Origin of the sequence: Kitasatospora sp. NPDC058218, from assembly GCF_042882445.1 — a bacterium.
Taxonomy (GTDB): domain Bacteria; phylum Actinomycetota; class Actinomycetes; order Streptomycetales; family Streptomycetaceae; genus Kitasatospora.
Genome location: NZ_JBHVWC010000073.1, coordinates 40,545 through 51,807 on the forward strand (window position 1 = coordinate 40,545; position 11,263 = coordinate 51,807).

Annotated in this window: 6 protein-coding genes and 2 pseudogenes; 4 read left to right on the forward strand and 4 right to left on the reverse strand. The window is 72.0% G+C overall.

Annotated elements, in window-relative coordinates:
• Window positions 1-25 precede the first annotated feature (25 nt).
• Window positions 26-4,285, reverse strand: coding sequence for a polymorphic toxin-type HINT domain-containing protein (locus ACFVYI_RS35675; protein WP_387893333.1), 4,260 nt, complete (start codon window positions 4,283-4,285; stop codon window positions 26-28).
• 315 nt (window positions 4,286-4,600) lie between these two features.
• Between ACFVYI_RS35675 and ACFVYI_RS35680 the strand changes: the two genes are divergently transcribed.
• Both ACFVYI_RS35680 and ACFVYI_RS35685 read left to right on the forward strand, forming a co-directional pair.
• Window positions 4,601-5,101, forward strand: a complete 501-nt coding sequence (locus ACFVYI_RS35680) for a hypothetical protein (protein WP_387893334.1) — start codon at window positions 4,601-4,603, stop codon at window positions 5,099-5,101.
• A gap of 98 nt (window positions 5,102-5,199) precedes the next feature.
• Window positions 5,200-5,715, forward strand: coding sequence for a hypothetical protein (locus ACFVYI_RS35685; RefSeq protein ID WP_387893335.1), 516 nt, complete (start codon window positions 5,200-5,202; stop codon window positions 5,713-5,715).
• A gap of 370 nt (window positions 5,716-6,085) precedes the next feature.
• On the opposite strand, the gene ACFVYI_RS35690 is transcribed toward ACFVYI_RS35685, so the two are convergent.
• Window positions 6,086-6,805 (reverse strand): TetR/AcrR family transcriptional regulator, encoded by a 720-nt coding sequence (locus tag ACFVYI_RS35690; RefSeq protein ID WP_387893337.1) that lies wholly within the window; start codon window positions 6,803-6,805, stop codon window positions 6,086-6,088.
• Window positions 6,806-7,014: 209 nt separating this feature from the next.
• Here ACFVYI_RS35690 and ACFVYI_RS35695 point away from each other — a divergent pair.
• Window positions 7,015-8,095: pseudogene (locus ACFVYI_RS35695) on the forward strand (serine hydrolase domain-containing protein).
• Window positions 8,096-8,376: 281 nt separating this feature from the next.
• Here the strand turns inward: ACFVYI_RS35695 and ACFVYI_RS35700 are convergent.
• On the reverse strand, window positions 8,377-8,742 hold the full coding sequence (locus ACFVYI_RS35700) for a hypothetical protein (RefSeq protein ID WP_387893339.1): 366 nt from the start codon (window positions 8,740-8,742) through the stop codon (window positions 8,377-8,379).
• Between the two features lie 33 nt (window positions 8,743-8,775).
• Entirely contained in the window at window positions 8,776-8,913 is a 138-nt protein-coding gene (locus ACFVYI_RS35705; protein ID WP_387893340.1) for a hypothetical protein, read from the reverse strand.
• 1,009 nt (window positions 8,914-9,922) lie between these two features.
• On the opposite strand from ACFVYI_RS35705, the pseudogene ACFVYI_RS35710 reads away from it, so the two are divergent.
• Window positions 9,923-11,162, forward strand: a pseudogene (locus ACFVYI_RS35710) (IS110 family transposase).
• Window positions 11,163-11,263: the final 101 nt, after the last annotated feature.

An 11,263-nucleotide genomic window follows, 5' to 3' on the forward strand; every position in this document is an offset into this window, starting at 1 on the left:
CTCCTTCCTATGGGTCCGTCACTTGTCATTCCGGCCAGAAGATCACCTCGACGGAGGTGTAGTTGCCCCTGGTGCCGACGAGTTCCACGACCTCGACCCGCGTGAACTTGTGCGGCCAGCCGTCGCGTCCCGCCATCTTGCCCGTGAACGTACCGCGCGCCGCTTCCCCGTTGGACAGGAGCGGATTGCTCCGTAGCAGCTCGTTGAACTTGTCCAGGTTGGACCGGAGGTCGCGCGAGCCGTCCCAGAGGCCCCGGACGCCCTTCACCTGGTCGCCGAAGAACTGCATGGCCGCCGTGAACTGGTCGCCACCCGCCGGCACGCCGGGGCGGTCCGGTGCACGGATCGTCATCTCGACCACGCCGTCGTCGTTGATCGTCGCCGTGGTTCCCTGCTCCATGAGGTTGCCCCCGTACGGCTGGCGGTACCAGTGGGGGCCGCACTGGGGCGGGGGCGGCCCCTGGTTGTGGACCAGGACCGGGGTGCCGCCGGCCAGCACGTAGTACGTGTGGATGTCCTGGACGGTCAGGTTGTAGGCGGGCTGGAGCGCCTGCCGGTGGGTGGCGCCGTCGACCGTCGCGGTCCGGCCGCCGGTGGTCCGGAGGCTGTCGCCCGGCTTCAGGTCGGCCGCGGCCAGCCACGCCTTCCGGCTGTCCGACCAGAACGGGTGGTTGTCGGTCGCGGTGAGGGTGCCGGTCGTGCGGCCGGGCGAGCGGACCGTCAGTTCCGTGAAGTCGCGGTCGTCGGGGGTCAGGATGGTGGCCTCGACCCGGTTGCCCCCGGTCCGGCCGGACTCCGGGTCGGTCGCCAGGACCTCGTCGCCGGTCCTGACCAGTTCGATCGGCCTGGTGGAGCCGTCGGCCAGCAGGACCTCGGTGCCGGCCGGGAAGCTGTGCGGGATCCTGCACCGGATCGCGTCCGGGAGGTGGTCGTTCAGGAACTTCCCGAACTTGTCGATCAGGCCGCGGACGCTCTTGTCGCCCACCCCGATGTCGAGGAACTTGTCGATCTGTTCGCCCACCGCGTCCCGGGCGTTCTGGCACTGCGGCGCCTTCGACTTGGCGTCACCCGTGATCTTGCCCCAGAGGCACTGGGAGCCTTCGGCGAAGAGGGTCGGGGCGGTGTCGAGGACGAGCGTCGAGAAGAAGGAACCGACCGAGCCGAGGAGGGGGAAGAGGGTGCCGTAGAAGTCGGTGTACTTGTCGAACATCCACTGGTAGGCGTTGCCGTAGAACTCGAGCACCCGCTGGACCGGTGACAGCCAGTCCCAGTCGGCGTTCCAGTCCCAGCCGTCCTTGTCGCCCGGGCGTCCCTTGCCCTTGGCGGCGTCGTCGACGGTCTTCTTGTCGTCCGCCTCCTGCTGGGCCTGCTTCACCGGGTCCCGCAGCTCCAGCTCGCGCGCCAGCATCTGCGCGACGTACTCGGCCAGCGCCTTGGCGCCGTACGCCTCGTACGCGCCGATGGCCGCCTCCGCGGCGGCCTTCGCGTCCTGGCCCGCCGCGGCGGCCGAGGCCCGGGCCGCGGCCGCGGCCGAGTAAGCCGACTTCGCGGAGCCACGCGCGGCCTGCGCCGACTTCTCGGCCTTGAACGACGAGTAGTCCGCCCTGGCCGCGTCCTTCTGAGCCGACTCCTGCGCCGCCGTCGCCGACTTGGCCGCCTGGGCGGCCTGGTTCGCGCTGGTCTCGGCCTGCCTGGCCTTCTCCTGCGCCTGGGTCGAGTACGTCGCCGCCGTCTGCGCCGACTGCTGGGCCTGGGCGGCCCAGTTCGCCGCCTCCTGGTGCGCGTTGTCGGCCTCCGCCGCCGCGTACGCGGCCTCCGCCGCGGCCTGCTCGGCCAGCGCCGTCGCCGCCGCGCCCTCGGCGATCAGCCGCTGGACGTCCGCGACGTGCGTGGCGGCGAGCTGGTCCTTGCGGTTGGCGATGTACTGCCCGGTGGCGGTGAAGGCGTGCAGCGCCTGCGGCGGGCTCTCCAGCGCGACCCGGGCGGCCGCGTCCAGTTCCGGGCCCGCGCCGTTGCGCAGCTGGGCCGCCGTGACCTGGTCGTCGGCGATCTGCGCGGCGAACCGGCCGCCGCCGAGGTACTCCCGCAGCGCGTCCACCGTGCCCGCGTTGAGCGCGGCCCGCGCCGCCGCCTGCACGCCCGGTCCGGCGTCGTTCATCGACTGTGCGACGGTCACCTGGTAGTCGGCGGTCGCCGCCGCGTACTGGCCGGTCGCCAGGAACGTCCTGACCGCCGCGCCGTCGCCCTGCAGCGCGGTCGCCGCGGCCGAACGCACCGCCGGCATCTCGGACTCGCCCGCCAGCGACGCCACCCTGGCGCGCTCGTCGAGGGCGATGCCCTTCTGGCGGCCGGTGCGGACGAACTCCAGCACCGCCGCGTCCGTACCCGACAACGCGGTCCGGGCGGCCGCGGCCTCCCAGGTGCCGGCGATCTGCATCGACAGCAGCGCCAGCTTGCGCCCGTCGGTGACGATCCGGGCGTTGTCCGGGTTCGGCTGTGCCAGCGCCGCCGCGAGCCGGGCGGCCTCGTCGGAGACCTGGCGGACCTCCTGGACGGCCTGCCCGGCCCGGGCCCGCTCGTCCTCGAACGCGGCCTTGGCGTCCCGTGCCTTCTCGACCGCGGCGGCCGTGCGGCTCGCCAGCTCCTCCGCCTCGGCGCGCCGCGCGAGGTCCTGGATCTGGGTGGCTCGCTCGGTGGCCTCCTTGGCCTTGGCCGCCGCGTTCTTCGCCTCCGTGGCATGGGCGTTGGCCACCGCCGCGGCCTGGCCGGCCTCCGTCGCGTGCTGGGCGGCGTCGGCGGCCGCCTGAGCGGCGGCCCGCGCGTGCGCCGCGGCCGAAACCGCGTACGTCTTCGACTCGGCCGCGGCCTGCCCGGCGTCCTTCGCCAGCGCCTTCGCCGCGGTCGCGGAGCGGGTCGCCTCCTGGGCGTGCCGACGCGTCGCCGCCGCCGCCTGCTTGGCCTTCGCCGACTGGGAGGTCGCCTGCGAGGCGAACCCTCCTGCCTGCTCGGCCGATCCGGCCGCCGCGAGGGCGTGGCTGCCCGCGTTGTACGCCGCGTCCGCCGCGTCCTCGCTGCGAGCACTGGCCGTGACGGCCTCGTCGAGTGCCTTCCCGGCGGTCTCGACCGCGATCGCCACGGCCTCGGCGTCCCGGGCCGCCTCGGCCGCGAGCGCCGCCTTGCTGCGGTCGGTGGCCGCAGCTGCGGCGGCCCGGCGGGCCCGTGCGGCCGCCTGCTCCGCGCCACCGGCCGCGTACGCCGCCTGGGCGGCCGCACTCGCCGCCGTCCGGGCGGTGTTGCCGGCCGCCCGGGCCGCCTGGATCGCCGTCTGGGCGGCCCCGGCCGCCCGGGTGGACGCCTCGGCGGCCCGCTCGGCGGCGGCGCCTGCCTTGGAGGTGTCCTGCTGCGCGGCCTGGGTCTCGGCCGCGGCGAGTGCCGCGTCCTCCTTGGCCTGCTTCGCGGCGGCCACGGCCTGCGCGGAGGCGGCCTTCGCGGCCTCGTTCTCGCGGACCGCCTGCGCCGACGCCTCCTTGGCCTGCTGCACGAGCTGCGCGACGCTCGTCCGTTCGGCGTCCCGGGCGCGTGCGACGTGCTGGCCGACCTTCAGGAACTCGCGGACGTCGTCGATGGTGCCGTTGAGCGCCAGCCTGGCGGCCGCCTGGGTGTTGGGCCCGCCGATGCTGAAGAGCTGGACCAGCTTGACCCGGTCGTCGGCGTCGCGCGCCGCGAACTGGCCCTCGGCCAGGAACTTCCGCAGCTCCTCGACACTGCCGTTGAGCGCCTTGCGTCCGGCCGCCTGAAGGCCGGGGTCGGCGCCGTTCAGCATCTGTGACACCTGGAGCTGCTGGTCACCCACCAGGGCCTGTTCCCAGCCCCCGCCAAGGAAGTACCGCAGGTCCTCGGCGGTGCCGTTGAGTGCCGCGTGCGCGGCCTCCTGGACCCCGGGGCCGGCCGCGGCCTGGATCCGCGCCACCTGCACCTGGTTGTCCTGCACCTCGGCCGGCAGTCGGCCCGACGCGAGGAAGGCGGTGACCTCCGCGTCACCGGCGAGCAGCGCCGCGGCCGCGGCGGCCTTGACCGCGGGTCCGCCGTTCTCCCAGTGGCGGAGCACCATGGCCCGTTCCGTCGGGACCAGCTCGGCGGCCGGTTCGTCCGCCATCGCCGGGCCCACCGCACCCACCAGGCCGGCCACCAGCGCGAGCGGCAGCAGCCGCAGACTCGCCGAACCGAGGACGGAGTCGCGCCACCACCTCCCTCGCCGTGTCCGGCCGAACGATATGTCACCCATCGAATCCCCTCCACCAGTCGTTCACGACCAACACCGGTGTTCGGGAGCATATCTGTCGGAGAATTGGATGAGGCACTGGGTCAAGCCATTCCCGGCGGCGCATTCTCGACTGCCGAATCCCCCTCATGTCGGACATAGGGCGACGCTTCACAACCTCGTCATCCCAGCCCGGAACGCCCGAGTTGACGCTCCGTCGACGGCTGGGAAGATTTCCGGAAATCCCTTCCCAGGGATGTGGGGGCATGCCCTAGGGTGCGGTATTGATCTGCCAGGATTCCCGAGGGGAATCACGGTTCAACCACGAAGGAACGGAAGATGACTAAACGTCTTTCCCTCTGGATTGCGGCGGGTTCGTTCGCGACGGCCGCCGTTCTCGGCGGTTCCTCGCTCGCCGCCGCCGAGGCTCCCGTGCCGCCCGCGGCCGCAGGTGACGCGGACACCGCGCCGCCCGCCGTCGAGGACTTCGTGCACCCGCCGAACTCGCCCCATCCGGCGCTGAAGCTGCTGCGCGGGGACGGCCACATCCAGCTCGCCGACTGCAACACGGCCACCCAGATCCAGGTGTTCAGCCGCGCGATCCCCAACACCACCGGTGGGCCCACGGTCTGCTTCCGGGTCACCGGTACGACCGGCTACCTCGCGCTGGAACTCCCGCAGACGTTCATGATCCAGACCGATGACCGCGCTGTTCAGGCGAGCGTCACCTCCGAGGGCGTCACCCAGACGGTGGAGATCGCCAAGGACGGCTTCCGGAACGTCGGCGAGGGGCTGGGCCAGAAGGCGACCACCCTGGTCGAGCTGCGCGTCACCGGCTGATCCGGCCCCGCCCCGGCCGGTCCGGGGCCGGGGGCCGTCCGCCCCGCGCGCACCGCACCTCCTCCCCGTCCCGCACTCACAGCGAGGAACCGACCATCATGCCCCGCTCACCCGCTCCGCGCGCCCGGCGGTCCGGACTGCTCCCCGCCGCGCTCGCGGCCGGCGCCCTGGCGGCGGCCGGCGCGCTGTTCGCCGGCGGGGCACTGGCCTCGGCCGACACCCCGCCGGCCGGCGATCCGGCGGCGGCCCCGCCCGCCGTCGAGGACTTCGAGCACCCTGGTGCCGACGGCGTCACCGGGATCAAGCTGAAGCACGGCGACGGCCGGATCATCCTCGCCGACTGCTCCGGCCAGACCCAGATCCAGGTGTGGAGCCGGTCCGCCGTCAACCCCTTCGGCCGTTTCTGCTTCCGGGTCACCGGGAGCAGCGGGCTCCTCACGGTCGAGCTGTCCGACGTGTACGCCGTCCAGACGGTGGGCGTGGCGGTGCGCGCCGGTATATCCGCCGAGGGCGCGAGCCAGACCGTGGAGGTGGCCAAGGACGGCTTCCAGGGCGTCGGCGAGGGCACGGGCGGCACGCCCGCCGTCCTGGTCGAGCTCCGCGCCACGGGCTGACGCCCGGGACGATCCGGCCGGCCGGGGGAGTGTCCCCGGCCGGCCGTCGTGTCCGCGCGGGAGGCGGCCCGCTTGCACCGGACCGCGCGCATCGGCCGTACGGTCGCACGCCTCCCGGCCCCGCCGTGCGGCGACGCCTCGGCGGCTGACGCGGCATCTCTCCAGAAGCCTCACAGCGCGGTGTGGAGCCCCGCGGCCGGGCTGCCTAGGTTCCGCACGCGCACGACGAAGTGCGCGGGCCGGCGGCGAGCGACGACGCCCGGCGTGAGCCGGCCCCCGGCAGCACGGGAAGATCACATGCACTCCTGCGCACCCTGCCGACGCCACCTGAACCGCGCTCCGGCACCGGCAGGATCCGAAGGGTCCTGTTCTATCGGTCGCCCGTCGCGTCCGTCATTCGATCGTCTGCCGACACTCCCGAGCCGGTCGGCCGGCTCGGGCGGACCGAGGCCTCGATGTGGGCCAGTTGGGCGGCGAGGATCTCTTCGAACGCGGCGCGGCGATCCACCCCGAGGGGACGGACGTCGCGGGCGAAGTGGGCCAGGGCCGGGAAGCGTTCGGGGTCGGCGCCCAGAACCGCCACGCGGAACAGCTCCATGCCCTGTTCGTACTCTCCGGGGGTGACGGTGCTGACCCCGGCCTCGGAGGCGATCAACGCGGCGATGAGGACCGCGATCCGGTGGTAGCGCGTCGGGATCTCCTCGTCGGGCAGCCCCGACGCGCGCAGGGCCTGCAGCACCTCTTCCATGACCAGCCGGGAACCGGTGCCGCTTGATGCGTAGCGTCCCCAGACCGCGGCGAGCTGGGGCTGCTGCCCGAAGGCCTCTCTCACGCGCAGGGCCAGGGAGGTGATTCGCTGCTTCCAGTCGCCCTCGGGGCGGTAGCCGTCCATCGCGGCCAGGAGGATCCGGTCGGCGACCTCGCGCAGCAGCTCGGTCTTGCTGCGGAAGTGGCGGTAGAGGCTGGAGGAATCCGTCCCGAGGGCCGCGGCCAGCTTGCGCACGCTGAACGAATCCGCGTCGCTCGTGCGCAGCAGTTCCGCTGCCGTGTCCAGGATCTCCTCGGTTGACCAACGCCTTCGGCCTGCCATCTTGCTCCTCTCGCAGGATCTCAGCCTAACCTATGCACTTGGCGTTGCACGCACTGCGTGCATAATGAGGACATGAGTACGCCGGGCGGGCCGCCATGCCACTCGCGCCCTGGTGTCCGGGTCGGCGACCGTCGCGGAACTCACCCGGGGAAGACGAAGGGACTCATGACGTGAAGAGCTCACTGGATTGCGCGGCACTGAACGCCGCCATGGAGAACGTCCACCGCGCCGGGATGCCGGGCCTGTTCGCCGAGGTGCGGGACGGCGACCAGGCCTGGCGCGGCGCCGCCGGGGTCGCCGATGTCGTCACCGGTCGTCCCGTCACCGCCGACATGCGGCACCGAGTCGGCAGCATCACCAAGACCTTCACCGCCGCCGCGGTTCTGCAGCAGGTCGAGAGCGGTCGGATCGGTCTCGACACACCGATCGGCCGGTACCTTCCGAAGCTGGTGCCCGGAGAACGCGGTGACGCGATCACGGTCCGGATGCTGATCAACCACACCAGCGGCCTCACCGAGTATCTCCCGTACGCCTACCCCTCCCTCAAGGCGTTCCCCGACCTCGCGAACACCGGGCCCCAGAGCCTGGACGACCACCGGCTCACGCGGTTCGACCCCGCCGAACTGATCGAGATGGGGGTCACCGCACCTGCCGTCGGCACTCCGGGCGGTGCTCCGGGGGGGGTACTCCAACACCAACTACCTGCTCCTCTGCGAACTCCTGGAACAGGTGACCGGCACCACGGCCGAGCGGTACATCACCCGGAACGTCATCGAGCGCGCCGGGCTCCGGGACACCGAACTCCCCGCCGGACCGTACGTCGACGGGCCGCACTCGCGGCTCTACGAGGCGTGGTTCGGAATGATCGACCCACCGCGCGACTACAGCGTCTACGACATGTCATGGGTGGGGCCGTCGGCCTCGCTGATATCGACCGTCACGGACCTCAACCGCTTCTTCGGCCTGCTGCTGGCCGGAGAGATCGTCAGCCGGTCGTCGCTGGCGCAGATGCAACGCACCGTCCCGATCATCTCCCAAGAGGGAAAGATGATCGACTACGGCCTCGGCCTGTACCCGATGGGGGATCCCGGTCTGGGTACCTTCTGGGGCCATGGCGGCACGGTCTGGGGCGGTGGAGCGCTGGCCATGACCCGCGCCGACGGCAAGCGGCAGATGTCCGTCGCGGTGAACCTGCAGAGGTGGAACAGGCTCGACTCCTCCGGCAAGCCGCAGCCCCACCCCATCGACGACGCGCTTGCGACTCTCTACCGCGTGGCGATGTACGGCTGACCGAGCCGCCTGCCGAACCCGTTGAGTGTGGTCGGCCCCACCGCCCGCTGCCCGCCGGGGCGCGTCCAGCCCGAGGAACCGGAGCGCCCGGCGGGACGGGAGGACGCCCTAGTCCATGACCAGGGGCGCCTTGAGCGATCGGCCCCGAGCGTGGCCGGCCCTCGTACGGGGTGCCCGGGGCTCCTTGCCCGGCTGCCGTACGAGTACACAATGGAGGGATCCGTTCAGCACGTGAGCCGATCGTCTCGGGGGCCGGGCAGCGGCGTCCTCACGTGAACCCGCTACGGCGACAGCGTGCCGTCCTGCGGAGCGCGGCCTGGTGTCACCCGGGCCGGGTCCTTCTCTGCCCCAACTCCGGGCGATGGGCTGAACGCTGCCACGCTGCCGAGCAGCATCCGCAGACGCCCAGGCGGATGGGAGCGGGTGCTGGCCAGAGCGTCCCACCAGCGCCGCAGCCGAGGCGTGGTGCGGTCGCGGACGATCTGCGCCCGCCACATCGCGGCCTGGGCGGCCGCGCCGCAGTGCCGCCGGGCGTCGAGGTCGCAGGCGAGCTCCTCCGCCCAGCTCCACACCGTGCCGGATGCAAGCAGCGCGATACCCAGAAGCGCGGCCTCCAGCGGGGGCAGGTACCAGGCCGCGGCTACCATGGGGGCCGCGCCCGCGGCGCGCCGCAGCCGCCGTCATGGGCCGTGCGCGCGCCGTAGGTGGGCCAGTTCGTGCTCCAGCACGATCGCCAGGTGCTCGGCGTCCCGGTTCAGCCAGGTGAGGCCGATCGAGACATGCCGGCCGCGGCCGTGCTGGATCGCGGAAGCCTCCACGTACCCGGACGCGGACGGGTAGGGATACCGACGCTCACCTGGTCGAAGCCTTGCAGCCCGGCGAACTCGCGCACCCGGTCGGCAGCCTCGCGCATCGCGTGGTGGCGTCGGGCGGCCGGGATCCCGGTGAGGTCGGTGTCCAGCTCGGCGAAGGCCCTCCACCGCGGGGCCTCCAGGAGCACCACGGCGTCCATGGCGGCGCGTCCGGCTGTCGACTGCCGGGCCGCAACGACCAGGGTGGACATGAGGGCGGCCCACAGGCCCGGCTCCCAGCCCTGCCACGGGCCGGCCACCCGCAGCACCGCACACCCGGACGCCGCCGGGAACAGAGGACTCCACCACGGAGCCCGGCGAACAGCCGTCCGCACCCGGCCGAGAACTCTCTCAGCCCCGTCCCACCCCACCCCTTGCCGCCTCCCCCGAATCGCCCCGGCGTGGCCGGCCCCAGGCTGCACCTCAGGGCGGCAGGGACGAACCTGTCCCTTCGGCATCAACGCCCCACCTCGCGCCGCGAACCCGCGCGCCGGACTCTCGACTCGTCCGAGGCCGCCATGTCCGCAGTCCTCACCAGGGGACACCGCGATTGCACCGACTTCCACGGCGACTCGTCCTAATCCGTGAGTAGGTGGTTCCAGGTCAGCCCGTGGGTGGGCTGCTGGACTGTCGAAGTGGGTTGGGGTTCGTGGTGGTTACGTGGGCGCCGGGCGGACTCCTGTTGTGTCCCGGCCCGTCGAGGCCTTGAGAGAGACCGGTAGTGCCCGGCGTCTTCGGGCCGCCACGGAACCCAACCCCTGCTCTGAAGAGTTGATCTTCGTGGTGTGAGTCCGCCGCAGGGCGACCTCTTCGCTTGGTCCCGAGCCGTTGAGCTCTGTGCAAGACGGAGCCCCCGCGGTGCGCTGGTGCCGCGAACGGCTGGTGAGATGGCGGACCGAAGAGTCCTGGGATTAGGTCGCCGCGTGGCCCGCACAGGCTCACCACCTGCGAGAACGGCAAGGAATGGGAGAACTGAGTGATCGTGTTCTGCGGGATCGACTGGGCCGAGAGCCACCATGACGTACCTCTGGTCGACGACGCCGGCCAGCTGCTGGCCAAGCGCCGCATCACCGACGACGCGGCCGGATACCGGCTGCTGCTGGACCTGCTCGCCGAGCACGGCGACACCGCCGACGAGCCGATACCGGTGGCCATCGAGACCGGACGCGGACTGCTGGTGGCTGCTCTGCGTACCGGAACGCGGCCGGTCTACGCCATCAACCCGCTCGCGGCCGCCCGCTACCGCGACCGGCACAGCGTCTCGCGCAAGAAGTCCGACCCCGGCGATGCCCTGGTCCTGGCGAACATCCTGCGCACCGACCTGCACGCCCATCGGCCGCTTCCCGCCGACAGTGATCTCGCCAGGGCCATCACCGTCCTCGCCCGCGCCCAGCAGGACGCGGTCTGGAGCCGACAGCAACTGGTCAACCAGGTCCGCTCGCTGCTGCGTGACTACTTCCCTGCCGCCCTGGACGCCTTCCTGGGCAAGCAGTTCGGCCTGGCCCGGCCCGAAGCCCGCGCGGTGCTGACCGCGGCACCGACCCCGGCCAAGGCCGCCAAGCTCACCCCGGTCCAGCTGCGGGCGGCGCTCAAACGCGCAGGCCGCACCCGTGGCATCGATGCCGAGGCCGATCGCCTGCGGACAGTTCTCCGCGGTGAATACGCCCATCAGCCACAGGCCGTAGAAGACGCTATGGGCCATCAACTGCTTGTCCTTGATAAGGAAGTTGGATGCGGCATGCCTGGCCGCCGAGGAACTCGCCATGGCGGTCGAGGAGCACTTTCGTCGGCACCCGGATGCTGAGATCCTCCTCAGCTTCCCCGGCCTGGGAGTGCAGCTCGCCGCCCGGGTGCTCGCCGAGGCCGGAGACGACCGGGACCGCTTCGCGGACGCCCGTGCGCTGAAGGCGTACGCGGGATCGGCTCCCATCACCCGCGCCTCGGGCAAGAAGAGGTACGTCGGACGCCGCTTCATCAAGAACGACCGGCTGATCAACGCGGGATTCCTGTGGGCCTTCTCCGCCCTCAGGGCCTCGCCCGGAGCAGACGCACACTACCGTCGCCGGCGCGAGCGGGGAGACTGGCACGCGCAGGCCCAGCGGCATCTGTTCAACCGCATGATCGGCCAGCTCTACCACTGCCTGCAGACCAGACGACTCTTCGACGAGCACGATGCATTCACCTCCTCACCAGCGGCTCTGGCCGTTGCGGCTTGACTTCTTAGAGGGCGTTTCGTGAGCACTTGCTCGAACTGGCTCGTTGAACCGCTCTTGTTCGATGCAGACCTGCTTACCGCTCGGCGATACTCATGCCGTGG

What these genes read in the sequence shown, in the direction of transcription:
- ACFVYI_RS35690 (WP_387893337.1), bottom strand. Translation starts at nt 6,805, where the DNA reads ATGGCAGGCCGAAGGCGTTGGTCAACCGAGGAGATCCTGGACACGGCA.
- ACFVYI_RS35685 (WP_387893335.1), top strand. Translation starts at nt 5,200, where the DNA reads ATGCCCCGCTCACCCGCTCCGCGCGCCCGGCGGTCCGGACTGCTCCCC.
- ACFVYI_RS35700 (WP_387893339.1), bottom strand. Translation starts at nt 8,742, where the DNA reads ATGGTAGCCGCGGCCTGGTACCTGCCCCCGCTGGAGGCCGCGCTTCTG.
- ACFVYI_RS35675 (WP_387893333.1), bottom strand. Translation starts at nt 4,285, where the DNA reads ATGGGTGACATATCGTTCGGCCGGACACGGCGAGGGAGGTGGTGGCGC.
- ACFVYI_RS35680 (WP_387893334.1), top strand. Translation starts at nt 4,601, where the DNA reads ATGACTAAACGTCTTTCCCTCTGGATTGCGGCGGGTTCGTTCGCGACG.